The sequence below is a fragment of the Microbacterium sp. zg-Y818 genome, assembly GCF_030246905.1.
GTDB lineage: Bacteria > Actinomycetota > Actinomycetes > Actinomycetales > Microbacteriaceae > Microbacterium.
This window is the reverse complement of record NZ_CP126741.1, coordinates 387,278-405,164: the sequence shown is the minus strand read 5'-3', so window position 1 is coordinate 405,164 and position 17,887 is coordinate 387,278. Positions and strand designations below refer to the sequence as shown.

The 17,887-nt window shown below is 68.6% G+C and carries 21 protein-coding genes; all 21 read right to left on the bottom strand.

The genetic code is table 11. The annotated features are described in order from the left end of the window. Nucleotides 1-46: 46 nt before the first annotated feature. On the bottom strand, nt 47-553 hold the full coding sequence (gene rplO / locus QNO21_RS01775; protein ID WP_257516094.1) for a 50S ribosomal protein L15: 507 nt from the start codon (nt 551-553) through the stop codon (nt 47-49). Continuing rightward, nucleotides 553-738 (bottom strand): 50S ribosomal protein L30, encoded by a 186-nt coding sequence (rpmD, locus tag QNO21_RS01770; protein WP_023954062.1) that lies wholly within the window; start codon nt 736-738, stop codon nt 553-555. Before rpmD ends, rplO begins: the two co-directional genes overlap by 1 nt. Continuing rightward, on the bottom strand, nt 738-1,418 hold the full coding sequence (rpsE, locus tag QNO21_RS01765; RefSeq protein ID WP_374113662.1) for a 30S ribosomal protein S5: 681 nt from the start codon (nt 1,416-1,418) through the stop codon (nt 738-740). Before rpsE ends, rpmD begins: the two co-directional genes overlap by 1 nt. Next, nucleotides 1,415-1,774, bottom strand: coding sequence for a 50S ribosomal protein L18 (gene rplR / locus QNO21_RS01760; RefSeq protein ID WP_257516093.1), 360 nt, complete (start codon nt 1,772-1,774; stop codon nt 1,415-1,417). The genes rpsE and rplR overlap by 4 nt, the downstream gene beginning before the upstream one ends. A 2-nt stretch (nt 1,775-1,776) precedes the next feature. Then, complete coding sequence (gene rplF / locus QNO21_RS01755) at nt 1,777-2,313, bottom strand: 50S ribosomal protein L6 (RefSeq protein WP_257516092.1); 537 nt, start codon at nt 2,311-2,313, stop codon at nt 1,777-1,779. A gap of 5 nt (nt 2,314-2,318) precedes the next feature. Then, complete coding sequence (gene rpsH / locus QNO21_RS01750; protein WP_257517549.1) at nt 2,319-2,717, bottom strand: 30S ribosomal protein S8; 399 nt, start codon at nt 2,715-2,717, stop codon at nt 2,319-2,321. A 135-nt stretch (nt 2,718-2,852) separates the two neighbouring features. Then, the gene (gene rplE, locus QNO21_RS01745; protein ID WP_257516091.1) at nt 2,853-3,443 is read right to left on the bottom strand and encodes a 50S ribosomal protein L5; all 591 of its coding nucleotides are present in this window, start codon (nt 3,441-3,443) and stop codon (nt 2,853-2,855) included. Between the two features lie 2 nt (nt 3,444-3,445). Then, the gene (rplX, locus tag QNO21_RS01740; RefSeq protein WP_257516090.1) at nt 3,446-3,805 is read right to left on the bottom strand and encodes a 50S ribosomal protein L24; all 360 of its coding nucleotides are present in this window, start codon (nt 3,803-3,805) and stop codon (nt 3,446-3,448) included. Nucleotides 3,806-3,807: 2 nt separating this feature from the next. Next, nucleotides 3,808-4,176 (bottom strand): 50S ribosomal protein L14, encoded by a 369-nt coding sequence (gene rplN, locus QNO21_RS01735; RefSeq protein ID WP_191719471.1) that lies wholly within the window; start codon nt 4,174-4,176, stop codon nt 3,808-3,810. A 34-nt stretch (nt 4,177-4,210) separates the two neighbouring features. Beyond that, entirely contained in the window at nt 4,211-4,558 is a 348-nt protein-coding gene (rpsQ, locus tag QNO21_RS01730; RefSeq protein ID WP_285178408.1) for a 30S ribosomal protein S17, read from the bottom strand. Further along, nucleotides 4,558-4,872 (bottom strand): 50S ribosomal protein L29, encoded by a 315-nt coding sequence (rpmC, locus tag QNO21_RS01725; protein WP_257495802.1) that lies wholly within the window; start codon nt 4,870-4,872, stop codon nt 4,558-4,560. Before rpmC ends, rpsQ begins: the two co-directional genes overlap by 1 nt. Beyond that, nucleotides 4,872-5,291, bottom strand: coding sequence for a 50S ribosomal protein L16 (gene rplP, locus QNO21_RS01720; protein ID WP_257516089.1), 420 nt, complete (start codon nt 5,289-5,291; stop codon nt 4,872-4,874). The genes rpmC and rplP overlap by 1 nt, the downstream gene beginning before the upstream one ends. Then, the gene (rpsC, locus tag QNO21_RS01715; protein WP_257516088.1) at nt 5,291-6,052 is read right to left on the bottom strand and encodes a 30S ribosomal protein S3; all 762 of its coding nucleotides are present in this window, start codon (nt 6,050-6,052) and stop codon (nt 5,291-5,293) included. The genes rplP and rpsC overlap by 1 nt, the downstream gene beginning before the upstream one ends. After that, the gene (rplV, locus tag QNO21_RS01710) at nt 6,052-6,450 is read right to left on the bottom strand and encodes a 50S ribosomal protein L22 (protein WP_257495800.1); all 399 of its coding nucleotides are present in this window, start codon (nt 6,448-6,450) and stop codon (nt 6,052-6,054) included. The genes rpsC and rplV overlap by 1 nt, the downstream gene beginning before the upstream one ends. Before the next feature lie 26 nt (nt 6,451-6,476). Further along, nucleotides 6,477-6,758, bottom strand: coding sequence for a 30S ribosomal protein S19 (gene rpsS, locus QNO21_RS01705; protein WP_135063327.1), 282 nt, complete (start codon nt 6,756-6,758; stop codon nt 6,477-6,479). Between the two features lie 12 nt (nt 6,759-6,770). Then, complete coding sequence (gene rplB, locus QNO21_RS01700) at nt 6,771-7,610, bottom strand: 50S ribosomal protein L2 (protein WP_257495799.1); 840 nt, start codon at nt 7,608-7,610, stop codon at nt 6,771-6,773. A 25-nt stretch (nt 7,611-7,635) separates the two neighbouring features. Then, entirely contained in the window at nt 7,636-7,947 is a 312-nt protein-coding gene (gene rplW / locus QNO21_RS01695) for a 50S ribosomal protein L23 (RefSeq protein WP_257495798.1), read from the bottom strand. After that, nucleotides 7,944-8,606: a 50S ribosomal protein L4 gene (rplD, locus tag QNO21_RS01690; protein ID WP_257495797.1), complete on the bottom strand. Its 663-nt coding sequence runs from the start codon at nt 8,604-8,606 to the stop codon at nt 7,944-7,946. Before rplD ends, rplW begins: the two co-directional genes overlap by 4 nt. Nucleotides 8,607-8,608: 2 nt before the next feature. After that, nucleotides 8,609-9,268, bottom strand: coding sequence for a 50S ribosomal protein L3 (gene rplC, locus QNO21_RS01685; protein WP_257495796.1), 660 nt, complete (start codon nt 9,266-9,268; stop codon nt 8,609-8,611). An 8-nt stretch (nt 9,269-9,276) separates the two neighbouring features. Then, entirely contained in the window at nt 9,277-9,585 is a 309-nt protein-coding gene (gene rpsJ / locus QNO21_RS01680) for a 30S ribosomal protein S10 (RefSeq protein WP_022895514.1), read from the bottom strand. 389 nt (nt 9,586-9,974) lie between these two features. Then, the gene (locus QNO21_RS01675) at nt 9,975-17,834 is read right to left on the bottom strand and encodes a prealbumin-like fold domain-containing protein (RefSeq protein WP_257519926.1); all 7,860 of its coding nucleotides are present in this window, start codon (nt 17,832-17,834) and stop codon (nt 9,975-9,977) included. Nucleotides 17,835-17,887 lie beyond the last annotated feature (53 nt).

Here is a 17,887-nt window from a genome sequence, read left to right as displayed (position 1 = left end):
AGTACGGCACAGGGGCCGGAGCATCGCTCCGGCCCCTGTGGCGTGATTACTTGATGGTGCCGCCTGCTGCGACGATCTTCTGCTCCGCGGAGCCGGAGACCTTGTCGACGGAGACGTTCAGCGCCACGGAGATGTCTCCGGTGCCGAGCACCTTGACCTTCTCGTTCTTGCGCACGGCGCCCTTGGCGACCAGGTCGCCCACGGTGACGTCGCCACCCTGCGGGTACAGCTCGGCGAGCTTGTCGAGGTTGACCACCTGGTACTCGACGCGGAACGGGTTCTTGAACCCGCGCAGCTTCGGAGTACGCATGTGCAGCGGCATCTGACCGCCCTCGAAGCCGACCTTCACGCTGTAGCGGGCCTTCGTGCCCTTGGTGCCACGACCCGAGGTCTTACCCTTCGAGCCCTCACCACGACCGACACGGGTCTTCGCCGTGTTGGAACCGGGGACCGGACGCAGGTGGTGGACCTTCAGCACGCCGGGGCGCGATGCCGCGGCATCCTTGGTGGACGCAGCCTTGGCGGCGCCCTTCTTCTCGGCCTTCTCAGCCATTAGTCGATCTCCTCAACCTTGACGAGGTGGGCGACGGTCTTGACGTAGCCGCGCGTCTGCGCGTCGTCGGGACGGACGACCGAGTCGCCGATCCGCTTGAGACCGAGGCTGCGCAGCGTGTCACGCTGGTTCTGCTTCTCGCTCACCTTGGACTTGACCTGCGTCACCTTCAGACGGGCAGCCATCAGGCACCTACCTTCTTCGCCGCAGCGGCCTTGGCCTCGTTGCGGATGATGATCGCCGGAACGACCGCGTCGTAGTCGAGACCACGACGGGCGGCGACCGCACGGGGCTCCTCGAGGCTCTTCAGAGCCGCGACCGTCGCGTGCACGATGTTGATCGTGTTCGACGAGCCCAGCGACTTCGACAGCACGTCGTGGATGCCGGCGCACTCGAGCACGGCACGCACCGGACCACCGGCGATGACACCGGTACCGGCGGCAGCCGGACGCAGCAGCACGACACCGGCAGCGGCCTCACCCTGCACGGGGTGCGGGATGGTCGAGCCGACGCGGGGCACGCGGAAGAAGTTGCGCTTGGCCTCTTCGACACCCTTCGAGATGGCCAGGGGCACCTCGCGGGCCTTGCCGTAGCCGACGCCCACCAGACCGTTGCCGTCGCCGACCACCACGAGGGCGGTGAAGCTGAAGCGGCGGCCACCCTTGACGACCTTCGACACGCGGTTGATCGTGACGACGCGCTCAAGGAACTGGCTGTCGTTGCGGTCGCGCGAGTTGCGGTCGCGGGTCTGGCTGCGCTCGCGACCACCGCGGCGGGGCTCGCGCTCCGCCGCTGCCGTCTCGGGCGCGGCCGCGGCCGCAGCCGGAGCGGTTTCGGTCACTTCGTTCTCCTTGTTCTCGCTCACAGGTTCAGGCCTCCCTCGCGGGCGCCGTCGGCGATCGCGGCGACACGACCCGCGTAGCGGTTGCCACCACGGTCGAACACGACGTCGACGACGCCGGCTGCCTTCGCGCGCTCGGCGACGAGCTCGCCGACCTTGCGGGCCTTGGCGGTCTTGTCACCGTCGAAGCCGCGCAGGTCGGTCTCGAGGGTCGAAGCCGACGCGAGGGTGTGACCCTTGCTGTCGTCGACCAGCTGGACGAAGACGTGACGCGCCGAACGGGTGACCACCAGACGCGGACGCGCCTCGGTGCCGACGACCTTCTTGCGCAGACGCGCGTGACGACGCGCGCGTGCGACGGACTTGGAAGTCACAGCCATGGTTACTTACCAGCCTTTCCGGCCTTGCGCCGAACGACCTCGCCGGCGTAGCGCACACCCTTGCCCTTGTACGGCTCAGGCTTGCGGATCTTGCGGATGTTGGCGGCAGCCTCACCGACGGCCTGCTTGTCGATGCCGCTCACGGTGAGCTTGTTGTTGCCCTCCACCGTGAACGTGATGCCGGCCGGCGGGTCGACGAGCACGGGGTGCGAGAAGCCGAGGGCGAACTCGACCGAGCTGCCCTTCTGAGCGACGCGGTAACCGGTGCCGACGACCTCAAGGCCCTTGGTGTAGCCCTGGGTGACGCCGATGATGTTGTTGTTGATGAGCGTGCGGGTCAGGCCGTGAAGCGACCGCGACTCGCGCTCGTCGTCGGGGCGGGAGACCAGAACCTGGTTCTCCTGCACCGCGATCTCGATGGGGCGCGAGACGGTGAGCTTGAGCTCGCCCTTCGGGCCCTTGACGGAGACATCCTGTCCGGAGACCTCGACGGTCACGCCGGCGGGGATGTCGATGGGAAGACGACCGATGCGGGACATTCAGATCACCACACGTAGGCGAGGACTTCCCCGCCGACGCCCTTCGACTCGGCCTGGCGGTCCGTGAGGAGGCCAGAGGAAGTGGACAGAATTGCGACGCCGAGGCCGCCGAGCACCGTGGGGATCTCGGTCGAGCGTGCGTACACGCGCAGACCCGGCTTCGACACGCGCTTGATGCCGGCGATCGACCGCTCGCGGTTGGGGCCGTACTTGAGCGTCAGCGTGATGGTCTGCCCAACGCGCGCGTCGGTGACCTCCCAGCCGGCGATGTAGCCCTCCTGCTGGAGGATCTCGGCGATGTGAGTCTTGAGCTTGGAGCTCGGCATGGACACGGTTTCGTGGTGCGCCGAGTTCGCGTTGCGCAGACGGGTCAGCATGTCTGCGACCGGGTCTGTCATTGTCATGAGTTTGTTCCTTTGTTCACGAGGTTTCGGATGCCGTTACGCGACAGCCGACCTTCGATGACGGGCGGTGTTCAGTTGTACGGGCGTTTGGTCCCGGACCGCAGGGTCCGAGACCAAACGCCCAAGCTTATCCGATTACGCCTGAGCGTCGTCGGCGCGGAAGGGGAAGCCGAGCTGACGCAGCAGCGAGCGGCCCTCCTCGTCCGTCTTCGCAGTGGTGACGACAGTGATGTCGAAGCCGCGAACGCGATCGATCTTGTCCTGGTTGATCTCGTGGAAGACCGCCTGCTCCTGCAGGCCGAACGTGTAGTTGCCGTGCCCGTCGAACTGCTTCGGCGAGAGGCCACGGAAGTCGCGGATGCGGGGCAGCGCGAGGTTCACGAGGCGGTCCAGGAACTCCCACGCGCGGTCACCGCGGAGGGTGACGTGCGCGCCGATGGCCTGACCCTCGCGCAGCTTGAACTGCGCGATGGACTTGCGGGCCTTGGTGACGACCGGCTTCTGGCCGGTGATCTTGGTGAGGTCGTCGACCGCACCATCGATCACCTTGCTGTCACGCGCAGCCTCACCGACACCGGTGTTGACGACGACCTTGACGATCCCGGGGATCTGCATGACGTTCGAGTAGCCGAACTCCTCCTGCAGAGCCTTCTGGATCTCGTTCTTGTACTTCTGCTTCAGGCGGGGCTGGATCTTGCCAGCCTCCACGGCAGGTGCAGTGCTCATTCTCAGAGGTCCTTGCCTGACTTCTTCGCGTAGCGCACGCGGACCGTGCGCTTGACGCCGTTCTTGGTCTGCTCCTCGACGCGGCTGCCGATACGGGTCGGCTTCTTCGTCTCGGGGTCGACCAGGGCGACGTTCGAGATGTGGATGGGGGCTTCGAACGTCTCGAGGCCACCCGTCTTGGTGCCGCGCTGGGTCTGGCCCACACGGGTGTGCTTGGTGACGTAGTTCACGCCTTCGACGATGACGCGGTTGCGCTCGACAAGGACCTCGAGGACCTTGCCCTGCTTGCCACGGTCTCCGCCGCGCTCGGGCTTGGCGCCCGAGATGACCTGAACCAGGTCGCCCTTCTTGATTTTCGCCATGATCAAATGACCTCCGGGGCGAGGGAGACGATCTTCATGAACTTCTTGTCGCGAAGCTCACGACCGACGGGACCGAAGATGCGGGTGCCGCGGGGCTCCCCGTCGTTCTTCAGGATCACGGCGGCGTTCTCGTCGAACTTGATGTACGAGCCGTCGGGACGACGGGTCGACTTGACGGTGCGCACGATGACGGCCTTGACGACATCACCCTTCTTGACGTTTCCGCCGGGGATGGCATCCTTCACCGTTGCGACGATGATGTCGCCCACGCCGGCGTACCGGCGCGCGGAGCCGCCGAGCACACGGATCGTGAGCAGCTCCTTGGCGCCGGTGTTGTCGGCGACCTTGAGTCGGGATTCGTTCTGAATCACTTGTTACTCCTTGGATTCCAAGAAGGCCGAAGCCTTACTTGGCCTTCTCGAGGATCTCGACCAGGCGCCAGCGCTTGGTGGCGCTCAGCGGGCGGGTCTCGTTGATGAGCACGAGGTCGCCGATGCCGGCGGTGTTGCCCTCGTCGTGGGCCTTGACCTTCGACGTGCGGCGGATGACCTTGCCGTACAGCGGGTGCTTCACGCGGTCCTCGACCTCGACGACGATGGTCTTGTCCATCTTGTCGCTGACGACGTAGCCGCGGCGGGACTTGCGGTACCCGCGGGCGCTCTCGTCGCGCACATCGCGCGCCGACGACTCGTGGCCCTTGGCCTCGACCGGAGCGGTCGAGGCGGCAGCCTTCTTCTCGGTGGTCTCAGCCATTACTCGGCCTCTTCCTTCACGGCCTCGTCAGCGGCATCCGCCTTCTTGGCCTTCGTCTTCTTCGCCTTCGTCGCGGTCTCGACGGGTGCGGGCGTGGCACGAATGCCGAGCTCGCGCTCGCGGATCACGGTGTACAGCCGCGCGATGTCGCGCTTGACCGCACGGATGCGGCCGTGGCTGTCGAGCTGGCCCGTGGCCGACTGGAAGCGCAGGTTGAACAGCTCTTCCTTGGCCTTACGGAGCTCCTCGACGAGGCGCTGGTCTTCGAATGTGTCGAGCTCGCTGGGAGCGAGCGTCTTGGTACCGACGGCCATTACGCGTCGCCCTCCTCGCGCTTGATGATGCGTGCCTTCAGGGGCAGCTTGTGGATGGCACGGGTGAGTGCCTCGCGAGCAAGCTGCTCGTTGACGCCGGCGACCTCGAACAGGACGCGACCCGGCTTCACGTTTGCGACCCACCACTCGGGCGAGCCCTTACCGGAACCCATGCGGGTTTCGGCCGGCTTCTTGGTCAGCGGACGGTCGGGGTAGATGTTGATCCACACCTTTCCGCCACGCTTGATGTGACGGGTCATCGCGATACGAGCGGACTCGATCTGACGGTTCGTCACGTAGGCCGGCGTCAGGGCCTGGATACCGTACTCGCCGAAGGAGACCTTCGTGCCGCCGGTGGCCTGGCCTGAACGGCCGGGGTGATGCTGCTTGCGGTACTTGACCTTGCGGGGGATAAGCATTACGCCGATGCTCCTTCTGCGACGGGTGCGTCGTTGCGCGGACCACGGCGACGGTCGCCACCACGGTCGTCACGGCCACGAGATGTCTTCGGGGCGTTGGCCTGCTCGCGAGCGAGCTCCTTGTTGGTCAGGTCGCCCTTGTAGATCCAGACCTTCACGCCGATGCGACCGAAGGTGGTCTTCGCCTCGTAGAAGCCGTAGTCGATGTTCGCGCGCAGGGTGTGCAGGGGCACACGGCCTTCACGGTAGAACTCCGAACGGCTCATCTCGGCGCCGCCGAGGCGGCCCGAGACCTGGATGCGGATGCCCTTGGCACCGGCACGCTGGGCGCCCTGCAGGCCCTTGCGCATCGCGCGGCGGAAGGCCACACGTGCGGAGAGCTGCTCGGCGATGCCCTGCGCGACCAGCTGAGCGTCGGCCTCGGGGTTCTTCACCTCGAGGATGTTCAGCTGGATCTGCTTGCCGGTGAGCTTCTCGAGGTCGGAGCGGATGCGCTCTGCCTCGGCGCCGCGGCGACCGATCACGATGCCCGGGCGGGCCGTGTGGATGTCCACGCGGACACGGTCACGGGTGCGCTCGATCTCGATGTTGCTCACGCCGGCGCGGTCGAGCTGCGTCTGCAGGAGCTTGCGGATCTTGATGTCCTCGGCGACGTAGTCGGCGTAGCGCTGGCCCGGCTTGGTCGAGTCGGAGAACCACCGCGACACGTGGTCGGTGGTGATGCCGAGGCGGAAGCCGTACGGGTGAACTTTCTGTCCCATTACTTGCTCGCCTTCTTGCTGGTCGTGGCGGGGGCAGCATCCTGGACCTCGGGGGTCGCCAGCTGCACCGTGATGTGGCTGGTGCGCTTCTTGATCTGGAAGGCGCGGCCCTGAGCACGGGGGCGGAAACGCTTGAGCGTCGAACCCTCGTCGACGTACGCGTTCTTCACGTACAGGTCCTGGTCATCCAGGTACTCGCCGTTCTTGTCGGCAGCGACGCGGGCGTTCGCCATCGCGGAAGCGACGAGCTTGTAGATCGGCTCGGACGCACTCTGCGGCGCGAACTTCAGGATGGCCAGGGCCTCCTGAGCCTGCTTGCCCTTGATGAGAGCGACGACACGACGAGCCTTCTGAGGGGTCACGCGGATGTGTCGCACGCGGGCGATGGAATCCACCATCTCTCTCTCCTCTCTGCGCCACCGCGTCAGCGGCGGCGGCCCTTCTTGTCGTCCTTCACGTGGCCGCGGAAGGTGCGGGTGGGCGCGAACTCGCCCAGTTTGTGGCCGACCATGGTCTCGGTCACGAACACGGGGATGTGCTTGCGACCGTCGTGCACGGCGATGGTGTGACCCAGCATTGCCGGGATGATCATCGAACGGCGCGACCAGGTCTTGATGACGTTCTTGGAACCGGCTTCGTTCTGCGAGACGACCTTGCGAAGCAAGTGCTCGTCGACGAAGGGGCCCTTCTTGAGGCTACGAGGCATCTTCCTCTACTCCTACTTGCGCTTCTTGCCGGCGTTGCGACGGCGGACGATGTACTTGTCGCTTTCCTTGTTGGCGTGGCGGGTGCGACCCTCAGCCTGGCCCCAAGGAGAAACGGGGTGACGACCACCGGAGGTCTTACCCTCACCACCACCGTGCGGGTGGTCGACAGGGTTCATCGCGACACCGCGGACGGTCGGGCGGATGCCCTTCCAGCGGTTACGGCCGGCCTTGCCCCAGTTGATGTTCGACTGCTCGGCGTTGCCGACCTCGCCGATCGTGGCGCGGCAGCGTGCGTCGACGTTGCGGATCTCACCCGAGGGCAGACGCAGCTGCGCGTAGGGGCCGTCCTTGGCGACGAGACGCACCGAGGTGCCCGCCGAACGCGCCATCTTCGCGCCGCCGCCGGGGCGGAGCTCGATGGCGTGGATGACGGTACCGGTGGGGATGTTGCGCAGCGGCAGGTTGTTGCCCGGCTTGATGTCAGCGCCGGCACCCGACTCGACGATGTCGCCCTGCGCCAGCTTGTTCGGCGCGAGGATGTAACGCTTCTCGCCGTCGAAGTAGTGCAGCAGCGCGATGCGTGCGGTGCGGTTGGGGTCGTACTCGATGTGAGCGACCTTGGCGTTGACGCCGTCCTTGTCATTGCGACGGAAGTCGATGACGCGGTACTGGCGCTTGTGGCCACCGCCGATGTGGCGGGTGGTGATGCGGCCCTGGTTGTTGCGACCACCGGTCTTGGAGAGCGGGCGGAGGAGCGACTTCTCAGGCGTCGATCGGGTGATCTCGGCGAAGTCGGCCACCGACGAGCCGCGGCGACCCGGGGTCGTGGGCTTGTACTTGCGAATAGCCATGTTCTCTAGTCCTCTGTCCCGACCGTCAGCCGACTGCCGTGAAGATGTCGATGGTGCCCGACTTGAGCGTCACGATGGCGCGCTTGGTGTCCTTGCGCTTGCCCATCCCGAAGCGGGTGCGACGTGCCTTGCCGGGGCGGTTCAGGGTGTTGACCGAGGCGACCTTGACGTTGAAGATCTTCTCGATCGCGAGCTTGATCTCGGTCTTCGACGCACGGGGGTCCACGAGGAACGTGTACTTGCCCTCGTCGATGAGCCCGTAGCTCTTCTCGGAGACGACCGGCTTGAGGATGATGTCGCGCGGGTCTTTGTTCACTGCGATGTTCGCGGTGGTCATGCCGAGACCTCCTCGGTGTTGGCCTTCTTCGACGCGACGAACGCGTCGTAGGCGGCCTTGGTGAAGACGATGTCGTCGGAGACGAGCACGTCGTAGGCGTTGAGCTGGTCGAAAGTCAGCACGTGGACGTACGCGAGGTTGCGCACGCTCTTGACGGTGATCTCGTCGGTGCGGTCGATGACCACGAGCACCCGCTTGGTGGCGGTGAGCCCGGAGAGCACCGCGGCAGCGGCCTTCGTGGAGGGCGCGCCGTCGATCGCGAAGGAGTCGACGACGTGCAGACGCTGCCCGCGAGCGCGGTCGCTGAGTGCGCCCAGCAGGGCGGCGGCGACCATCTTCTTGGGGGTGCGCTGCGAGTAGTCGCGCGGCTTCGGGCCGTGCACGATGCCACCACCGGTCATCTGGGGTGCGCGGATCGAGCCCTGACGGGCGTTACCCGTGCCCTTCTGCTTGAAGGGCTTGCGGCCGGCACCGGAGACCTCACCGCGACGCTTGGTCGAGTGGGTGCCCTGGCGTGCCGCGGCGAGCTGCGCGACGACGACCTGGTGGATCAGCGGGATGTTCGTCTTGACGTCGAACAGAGCGGCGGGCAGCTCCACGGAGCCGGCCTTCTTGCCGTCGGCCGTACGAACGTCGAGCGCGAGAGTCGAGTCAGCCATGATCAGGCACCCTTCACTGCGTTGCGGACGTAGACGATGCGGCCACGAGCACCGGGGACGGCGCCCTTGACGAGCAGCAGACCCTTCTCGGCGTCGACGGCGTGCACCGTGAGGTTGAGGACGGTCACGCGCTCGCCACCCATACGGCCGGCCATGCGCATGCCCTTGAAGACGCGGCTCGGGGTCGACGATGCGCCGATCGAGCCGGGCTTGCGGTGGTTGCGGTGCGCACCGTGCGAAGCGGAGACGCCCTTGAAGTTGTGACGCTTCATGACACCCGCGGTGCCCTTGCCCTTGCTGGTGCCGACGACGTCGACCAGCTGGCCGGCCTCGAAGGTGCCGTCCACCGTCAGTTCCTGACCGAGTGAGTAGTCAGCAGCGTCGGCGGTGCGCACCTCGGTGAGGTGGCGACGGGGGGTCACGCCGGCAGCCTCGAAGTGGGCCGTCTGCGGCTTGTTGACCTTGCGGGGGTCGATCTGCCCGTACGCGATCTGCACGGCCTTGTAGCCGTCCTTCTCGGGCGTGCGGACCTGGGTCACCACGTTGGGTGCGACCTCGATCACGGTGACGGGAACGAGCTTGCCGTTCTCGTCCCAAACCTGGGTCATGCCGAGCTTGGTGCCCAGGAGACCCTTCGAAACCTTGTTGTTGATGTCAGCCATGTCGAACCTCAGAGCTTGATCTCGATGTTGACGTCTGCCGGCAGGTCGAGACGCATCAGCGAGTCGACGGCCTTGGGCGTCGGGTCGATGATGTCGATCAGGCGCTTGTGGGTGCGCATCTCGAAGTGCTCGCGGCTGTCCTTGTACTTGTGGGGCGACCGGATGACGGCCACGACGTTCTTCTCCGTCGGGAGGGGCACCGGGCCCACGACCGTCGCGCCCGCACGGGTCACGGTGTCGACGATCTTGCGTGCCGACGTGTCGATGACCTCGTGGTCATACGACTTCAGGCGAATGCGGATCTTCTGTCCCGCCATTGTCTGCTCACTCTCTTTCTCGCGTCTTACGTCTCACGGGTCATGAGCGCATTGGACGCACGGTGGCGCGGAATTGCGCCTGGCACTTGTCACCACGCGAGGTGGGGATGCTGCACCGCTGTTCTGCTGTCAAACCGCACGCCGATCGGCCTGCGGCTCCTCACTCCCCCGTGCGCATGGAATGCGACCCGCCGGAGCGGGGTCGGGTTTGTGGGATGTGGTGTTCTGCTGCCCGCGGCCTAGGACCCTGCGCGTATCGCGCCGCCTATGCACTGCCGTGACAGTGATCCGGGGCACGCAGAGCGACCACCGGAATGTGGAACTTCACTAGTGTACGCGTCGCCCGGGCGTGTCGCAAACTCGGGCGTGTCGCCGATCCGGCCGGCGACTCACTCCGAGTGGCGCCTCCGGCGCAGCAGCACCAGGAGCAGGATGCCAGCGGTCAGCGCCGTCCCGCCGAGCCAGCCCAGGCCGGCCTGCACGGTGCCGCCGGTGCCCGCGAGCCCGGGGCCCGGCGCCGGCGCGGGACGGGTGACCGGTACCGCACAGCCACTGTCGGCGACCACCCCGCCGGGGTGCGTCGCGGTGGCGGTGTTGAAGAATCCGCCGCCCTGCGCACTGCACTCCAGCGCGCTGGAGGGCAGCGGGTTCTGGGTCGATGCGGCATCCACCCGGTAGGTGTACGTGTCCACGCCGCCCGCCGGGATCTGCACGTCGGCGACGTTCGGGGACCCGACCCAGCCCTGCGCGAGGATCGTGAACGCGGTGTCGAACTCCGGTGCGTCGGTGAGGGTGTAGGTCGTCGGCTGCAGCCCCGGGTTCGTGACGGTCACGACGTAGTCGATGCGCCACCGTCCCTCTCCGAGCTCACTCACCGTGCCGTCGGACTTCTCCAGCTCCACCGGCACCACGACCAGTCCGCTGCAGTCCTCATCCGTCGACTCGAACGCGCCGTTGTCCACCCGCGCGGTGTTCCAGACGCCACCTTCCTCGGGCGTCTCGCCGCAGGTGAGCGCATCGGGATCGGCATCCACGACGCTCACCTGACCGCTCACGGTGTAGGTGTGGGTCGCGCCGTCCGGAAGCAGGCCGGTCGCAGCCGTCGGCTGCTGCGCGCCGTCCCAGTCGGGGGCGAGCGCGGCGGTGCCCGCGCCGTCCGGCACGACAGTCGGTCCGGTCACCGTCCACGGCGTCACGAGCGCGATGCCGCCGCTGAGCGGCTCGGGACGATCCTCCAGCGTGTAGGCGACCGTCACACCGCTGGTGTTCGACACCTCCACGGCGTAGGAGATGATCCAGACGCCCGCGCCGAGCGGGGTGGGAGCCTGGCCGGTCTTGGTGACCGTGGGGCCGCCCGGCTCGGCGCAGCCGTCGTCCTGGGCGGTGCCGCCGGGGAAGACGACCGTGACGCCGTTGAAGAAGGCTCCACCCTCGCCGGGTTCACACGTCAGCGACGGGTCCTCGGCGGCGGGGTCGATGGATGCCACGACGCGGAAGGTGTACTCGGCGGTCGCTCCCGCCGCGAGGGGGCTGTCCGGCGCAGGCGCGGTGCCCACCCATTCGCCCGAGACGAGGACGATGCCCTCGCCCAGGTCGGGGGTGTCGGTGAGGGTGTAGACCGTCGCGACGGTGTCGCTGGTGTTGGTGACGGTCACGACGTAGTCGATCTGCCACTGGCCGTCGGGCAGCTGCTGCGCGGCCCCGTCGCTCTTGTCGACGGTCACCCCGGCGGTCCTCACCGTGACGCAGCCCTCGGCATCCACCACGATCTCGCCCGAGGTGACGCCCGCGGTGTTCACGATTCCGCCGCCCGTCGCGCACTCCCCCGGGTCCGTCGCTTCGACGGTCGGGCGCAGCACGCCGCTGACGGCGTACACCAGGGATGCCGCAGGCTGCAGCTGTCCGGTGAACACCGCCGCGGTCTCGCCCGGCGCCGCGGTCGCGGTCGTCGGGGCCGGAGCCTCGCCGACGGCGGCGATGGTCCACACGTCCCCGTCGAGCTCCCAGCCGCCGGGGAGGCTCGGGAGCGTATCGGTCAGCGCTGCCTGCACCGCCACCGCACCCGGGTTGCTCAGCGTCAGCGTGTACGAGACGTTCCACGAGGCGTCGGGGTTCTGCGTGGCGGGGTCGACGCCGGTCTTCACCAGGGTCGGGAACGCCGGCTCGCCGCAGCCGAACACGGTCTGGTCGTCCTCACCGGTGGCCGACAGCGTCGCGGAGTTGAGGAATCCGCCCGCCGTGGGCACGCCGGGCGCGGTGTCGCACCGCCAGGCGTCGCCGTCCTGGGTGCCGTCCGCGATCGACGCCGTCACCGTCACCGTGTAGGTGTGCGTCGCCCGCGCCGCGGGGTCACCGCTGGTCGGCAGCGAGACGTCGGTGGCGAGGGTGGCGGTCCCGGCGGGCAGCGTGAACTCGCCCGAGGTGCCGTCGGGGCCGGTCCAGGTGGCCGCGGTCGGCGTGATCCCTTCGCCGTACTGCAGCGCGTCGGCGAGGCTGTAGATGAACGTCGAGGTGTCGGAGTTGTTGGTGACGACGATGTCGTAGGAGATGGTCCACGTGCCGTCGGCGTTGTGCACCGGCGAACCGTCGGTCACCTGCTTGTCGATCGTCCCCTCCGCCCGGATCGCCGTGTTGACGATCTCGCAGGTGACGTCGACGCCGAGGCTGAGTCGCACGACTCCGGCCGAGACGAGCGGGTAGGCGGCGCCGCCGTCGGTCTCGACGCAGGCCCAGTCACCGGCGGTGTATCCGGATGGCCCGAACGTCTCAGACAATGCGTAGTCGACGTCGGCGGCGACCTGCCCGGACACCGCGGCGGTGGTCGTCCCGGTGCGGGTGCCTTCGCCCGACAGCAGGGGGTCGCTCTCGCCCGCGACGGCGTTGAGCGTCCATTGCTCGGGCGTGGCGGTGCCGACGCCACCCTGGTTGTCGACGTTCTTCACCAGCGTGAGCGTCGGGGCGATGGCCGCATTGGTGAACGTGCACGTGACGGACTGGCCGTTGGCGACGGTCACGACGGGAGCGTCGCGGGTGACGCCGCCGGTGTCGCACGACAGCGCGGTCCACTCGTAGTCCGCGATCTGATCGACCTCGGCCAGCGTGTAGCTGCCGGCGGGCACCGACTGGGTCTGGGCGTGGTCGAAGACGAGCGCCGCGCCCGTGGCGGGCTGGGCCGTCAGTCGCTGGTTCCAGTCGGCCGGTACGGCGCTGCCCCCGAGGGTGTTGTCGACGTCCTTGACCAGGGTGAGGGAGCCGGGCACGTCGGTGTTGCCGAACGTGCAGGTGACGTCCTCGGCCAGGCCCAGGGTGAGCGTCGGCTCCTCCGGGGACGTGGTCGCCCCGTTGTCGCAGACGAGCGATGTCCACTCATAGCCGTCCGGGCCGCCGGATTCGGCGAGGGTGTACTCCGCGCCGGCCGGGACCGCGACGGCGGTGACGGCGGGCGTGCCGGTGACGCCGCTGAGTGCGGGCCCGCCGGGGGTGCTCGCCGCGAGCGTCCACTCGGTGGGCTCGGCGGTGCCGCCGTTGGCGTTGGTGACGGTCTTCACCAGCGTCAGCGTGGGTGCGACGTCATCGTTGGTGAACGAGCAGATGACCTCTTCGCCGTTGGCGACGGTGACGGCGGGCGATTCCAGCGTCGTCGACCCGGTGCTGCAGGTCAGTGCCGTCCACTCGTAGCCCTCCGGGCCACCGGACTCGGCGAGGGTGTACTCACCGGCGGTGACCTGCTGTGACACGTCGTGGTCGAAGGCGATGGCCGTCCCCCCGGCGGGCTGCGCCGTGAGTGCCTGGTTCCAGTCCGTCGGCACGGCGGTGCCGCCGTCGTCGTTCACGACCTGCTTGAGGAGCGTGAGCGTTCCCGGCACGTCGTCGTTGACGAACGTGCAGGTGACGTCCTCGTCCAACGCCAGGGTCAACGTCGGGTCGGCCACCGAGGCATCGGCCCCGTTGTCGCACGAGAGCGAGGACCAGTCGTAGCCGTCCGGTCCGGTCTCGGCGAGCGTGTACTCGCTGTTGGCGGGGACGGTGACCGCGGTGACCGCCGCGGCGCCGGTCGCACCCGACAGATCCGGTCCGCCCGGGGTGGCCGCCGACAGTGTCCAGTCGGTCGCGGCCGCGGTGCCACCGTCGTCGTTGGCGATGGTCTTGACGAGCGTGAGCGTGGGCGCGATGTCGTCGTTGACGAAAGTGCAGGTGACGTTGTCCCCGTTGGGCACCGTGACCGTCGGGGAGGTCAGGGAGGTCTGGCCCGTGGTGCAGGACAGGCCGGTCAACTCGTAGCCCGCGAGCTGGTCGATCTCGGCGAGCGTGTACGTTCCGCCCGGAACGCCGATCGTCTCGCTGTGGTCAAAGACCAGGGTCTCGCCGGCGGCGGGCTGCGCGGTGAGCCGCTGATTCCAGTCTTCCGGCACGGCCGTGCCCCCGTTGTCGTTGACGATCTCCTTGACCAGGGTGAGACTGCCGGCGAGGTCGGTGTTGCTGAAGGTGCACGTGACGTCCTCAGCGAGACCGAGGGTCAGCGTCGGGCTCTCCGGAGAGATCTCGGCGCCGTTGTCGCACGAGAGCGCGACCCAGTCGTAGCCGGTGGGCCCACCGCTCTCGGCGAGCGTGTAGGTCGCGCCCGCCGGGACGGTGACGCCGGTGACGGCAGCGGCTCCCGAGACGCCCGTGAGGTCCGGCCCCCCGGGGGTGGTCGCCGACAGCGTCCAGTCCGTCGCCACGGCCGTCCCGCCCTGGGCGTTGGTGACCTCCTTGACCAGCGTGAGGGTGGGGGCGACGTCGTCGTTGACGAACGTGCAGGTGACGGCCTCGCCCACCTCGAGGGTCAGCGTCGGGCTCGACGGCGACACGGCCGCCCCGTTGTCGCACGTGAGCGACTCCCACGTGTAGCCCTCGGGACCCGTCTCGGCGAGGGTGTACGGGACGCCGCCGAAGACGGGCGCCGCGGTCACCGCCTCCGTGCCGGTGACGCCGGTGACCTCGGGCTCACCCGGACTGGTCGCCGACAGCGTCCAGTCGGTGGCGGCGGCGGTTCCGCCGTCGTCGTTGGTCACCGTCTTGACGAGGGTGAGCGTCGGTGCGACGTCGACGTTGACGAAGCGGTAGGTGTTCGTGCCGAGCGCCGGCACGGTGACCGCGGGATCCACGGCTGTCCACACCCCCGCCACCAGCTGCTCCAGCGCGAACTCGCGGTATCCGGTGCCGCCGCCGGCTTCGGAGAGCGTGTAGCTCTGACCGGGCCTGACTGCGAAGGTGTTGTCCGCGGTCGCGCTCGGGGCGCCTGTGACGGTGGTGGGCGTCAGGCCGGACACACCCTCACCGGGGTCGGCGGTGAGTTGCCAGGCGTCGGCGGTGAGAGTTCCCCCCTCGTCGTTGACCACCTGCTTGAGCAGCACGATCGTGGCGGTCTGGTTCGTCGCCGTGCAGGTGACCTCCTGCCCGAGCGACACGGTGACTCCGCCGTCCGCGCCGTCATAGTCGCCGCCGCCGTCGACGACGCAGTCCCAGCTGCCGGTGGCCCCCTCGATCAGCGTGGCCCCCTCCTCGACGGTCTGCACGTACGTGGCCGGCCCGGTCTCGGCGAGCAGGTACCGCACGCCCGGGGTCACCGACGCGGTCGTCCCGCTCACGCCCGACGGGCCATCGAGGCCGGTGCCGCCGATCGGCGACGCGGTGAGCGTGAAGTCCTCGACGGTCGCGTCGCCGTTCGCGATGGACTTCACCAGCGTGAGCGACGTGACGCACGTGACGGTGTTCGTCACGGTCACCACGTTCGGGTCGTCGGCGGTGATGACGTGATCGCCGGCGCCGCTGGAGACGTTGGTGCAGCCGGAGGGCAGGCCACTCACCTCCTCGCCGATGACGACGGTGTCGCCGACGGTGTACTGCGGGTAGGTGGTGCCGAAGGTGCGCGGCTGGCCGTCGAGGGTCAGGTCGGCGTTTCCGACCGGCTGCGTGCCGTCCTCATAGGGCACGCCGTCGACGACCCACGCCTTGTCCACACGCAGCGACACCGTGGGATCCGGCGCCCGGTTGTACACGGTGCACGTGACGATGCCGCCCTGCAGTGCGGCGGTCGTGAACCCCAGCTCGCCGGCGTTGGTGACGGGCACAGCTGTGCCTGCGTTGTCCGTACAGGCGGCGTTGGCGCCGTCCTGCTGGACGAGTTCGAATCCCGCCTGCTGGGTCTCGGTGACGGTGACGTCCGCGGTGCCGCCGGCGGCGATGCCGTTGGCGGCGAAGCTGACAGCGCCGGTTTCGTTGGTCTGAGCGGATGCCGGGTCGACGGTGACACCCTCGGCCTCGGTGGTCGCATCGAAGGTCCAGCCCGGAGTCGGGACGGCGTCGGAGATGTCGCCTTCTGCGGGGATCACGAGCTTGGTGACGTTGACGGTGCCGGCGCACTCGCCCAGCGCCCTCTCCTCGAGGAACGCCCGCAGATCCTCGTACCCGTCGACGAGGAAGTAGTCCTGCCCGACGGTGGGTCCTGAGATCGCCTGCAGGTTCTGCTCCTCGCCGGCCGACGCCGGTCCGATGCCGACGCCGACCACGCTGGTGCCACGTTCGATCTTGAGCGCGTTCGCGGAGGCGACGGCATTCTCCATCTCGACGAAGCGGGTGCGGTTGCCAGGACCGGACGGCGCACCGCCGGTGCCGGTTCCGGGCGCGCTGTAATAGGTGGGGCTGCCGTCGGTGAGCACGAGCAGCACGTCGAGCGTGTCGGCCGTGCTGGCCCCGGCGACCTGCCAGAGCCCCTGGTCCCAGTTCGTGCCCTGCTCCCACCCCCCGGTGTTGACCACGGTCAGGCTGTTCGCCTTCGCGCGCACCGTGGCCGCCCCCGCGGGGGTCGACACCGGCGTGAGCGGCAGGGTGGTGTTTGCGGCGCCCACGGCCGGCGCGCCGCCGGCGAAGGTCCAGATGCCGATCGAGGACGGAGTCCCCTCCAGGGTGTCGACGAACCCCGCCGCCGCATCACGCAGGTCCTGCTGCGAGCTCTGCAGGGAGTTGGAGAGGTCCACGAGCAGCCCCACGCGCAGCCCGCAGGTCTGTGCCAGCGTCGGGTTGATCGCGGCGTTGGCCCATTGGCTGCCCCGCGCCTGCAGGTTGGTGTTGCCGCCGGCCTGCTGCGGATAGGTCACCGTCTCTCCTGCGGGGATCACGGCGGTTCTCAGCCGGTACGGCTGCTGGGTGGCCGACGCCGAAGTGCCGACGTCGAAGCTGTCGATGATCTGATAACCCTCAGGTGCCGCCGTCTCGACGACCCAGTACTGGGCACCGGAGGGCACGCTCACCTCGCAGAGCCCGTCCGTGCCGGTCTCGCAGGTCCCTACGAGGTTGGCCGGGTCGGTGTCCGGCTCGGTCTCCGTCCCGCCGCTGTAGACCGAGAACGTCGCCCCTGCCAGCGGCGCGACGGTCTGAGCGCCGGTGCGCTCGCCGCCCTTGCTCAGCACGAGCGTGCCCGGCGCGGTGGAGGTGTGCGTGAAGGTGCACGAGGCGACGAGCGATTGGTTCCCCGTGCCGATGTACTGCACCAGCGCCTCGGCCTCGGTGAACTGCAGGCGGGTGCCTCCGCTGGTGTCGTTGAGGAAGCAGCTGAGCGTGGTGGTGTAGTCGTCGGTGACGCCGGGGGTGCCGATGGCCTCCAGCGTGTACGAGCCGGGCTTGGTGACACGGCGCGTCTGCCCGCTGGTGAAGTCGTACCAGTCGTCGGTGCCGACGATGTTGGCGCGCAGCGCCCAGTCGGCCGGGGTCGCCGAGCCCCCCTGCACGACGTTCACGATGTTCAGGGTGCCGCAGACGGAGTTGCCCCCCGCACAGTCGCTGACGGCCGCCAGCGGTGTGACGATCCCGGGTTCCTCCGCGAGCGGATCCGCCTCTTCGGGAGCAGCCGGCGATTCCGTGGCCGGCGGGTCGGTGGTCCCGGGCTCGGCCGGCGCGGGCGCCTCGGGCTCCGGAGCGGGCTGCTCCGGGGCGGGCGGTTCGGAGGTGGGAGCGGGGGCCTGCGGTGCAGGTGACTCCGGCGTGGGTGCTGCGGGAGTCGGCTGTTCGGGCGCGGGCGACTCCGTCGGCGACGGCGGGGTCGGAGGCACGACCGCGGCCACCGCGGCGCCCGCGGGCGCGTTCGCGAAGGCCAAGGTGGCGATCAGCAGCGCGGTCAGCGTGACGCGCGCGCTCCGCCCCCCAGGTCGCTGCCACAGCGCCCGTCGTTCTGCCCGCTGCTGATTCCGGACACGCCGAATACCGCTCATCCCAGACCCTCGTCGCTCTCGTCGACGTACGGGCAGCCCCGAAGCGGACTCCC

Bases quoted from the DNA above. Each gene is read 5' to 3' on its own strand.
- rplO (WP_257516094.1), bottom strand. From the start codon at position 553: ATGGCTGAGAAGGCCGAGAAGAAGGGCGCCGCCAAGGCTGCGTCCACC.
- rpmD (WP_023954062.1), bottom strand. From the start codon at position 738: ATGGCTGCCCGTCTGAAGGTGACGCAGGTCAAGTCCAAGGTGAGCGAG.
- rplR (WP_257516093.1), bottom strand. From the start codon at position 1,774: ATGGCTGTGACTTCCAAGTCCGTCGCACGCGCGCGTCGTCACGCGCGT.
- rplF (WP_257516092.1), bottom strand. From the start codon at position 2,313: ATGTCCCGCATCGGTCGTCTTCCCATCGACATCCCCGCCGGCGTGACC.
- rpsH (WP_257517549.1), bottom strand. From the start codon at position 2,717: ATGACAATGACAGACCCGGTCGCAGACATGCTGACCCGTCTGCGCAAC.
- rplE (WP_257516091.1), bottom strand. From the start codon at position 3,443: ATGAGCACTGCACCTGCCGTGGAGGCTGGCAAGATCCAGCCCCGCCTG.
- rplX (WP_257516090.1), bottom strand. From the start codon at position 3,805: ATGGCGAAAATCAAGAAGGGCGACCTGGTTCAGGTCATCTCGGGCGCC.
- rpsQ (WP_285178408.1), bottom strand. From the start codon at position 4,558: ATGGCTGAGACCACCGAGAAGAAGGCTGCCGCCTCGACCGCTCCGGTC.
- rpmC (WP_257495802.1), bottom strand. From the start codon at position 4,872: ATGGCCGTCGGTACCAAGACGCTCGCTCCCAGCGAGCTCGACACATTC.
- rplP (WP_257516089.1), bottom strand. From the start codon at position 5,291: ATGCTTATCCCCCGCAAGGTCAAGTACCGCAAGCAGCATCACCCCGGC.
- rpsC (WP_257516088.1), bottom strand. From the start codon at position 6,052: ATGGGACAGAAAGTTCACCCGTACGGCTTCCGCCTCGGCATCACCACC.
- rplV (WP_257495800.1), bottom strand. From the start codon at position 6,450: ATGGTGGATTCCATCGCCCGCGTGCGACACATCCGCGTGACCCCTCAG.
- rpsS (WP_135063327.1), bottom strand. From the start codon at position 6,758: ATGCCTCGTAGCCTCAAGAAGGGCCCCTTCGTCGACGAGCACTTGCTT.
- rplB (WP_257495799.1), bottom strand. From the start codon at position 7,610: ATGGCTATTCGCAAGTACAAGCCCACGACCCCGGGTCGCCGCGGCTCG.
- rplW (WP_257495798.1), bottom strand. From the start codon at position 7,947: ATGACCACCGCGAACATCGCAGTGAACAAAGACCCGCGCGACATCATC.
- rplD (WP_257495797.1), bottom strand. From the start codon at position 8,606: ATGGCTGACTCGACTCTCGCGCTCGACGTTCGTACGGCCGACGGCAAG.
- rplC (WP_257495796.1), bottom strand. From the start codon at position 9,268: ATGGCTGACATCAACAACAAGGTTTCGAAGGGTCTCCTGGGCACCAAG.
- rpsJ (WP_022895514.1), bottom strand. From the start codon at position 9,585: ATGGCGGGACAGAAGATCCGCATTCGCCTGAAGTCGTATGACCACGAG.
- QNO21_RS01675 (WP_257519926.1), bottom strand. From the start codon at position 17,834: ATGAGCGGTATTCGGCGTGTCCGGAATCAGCAGCGGGCAGAACGACGG.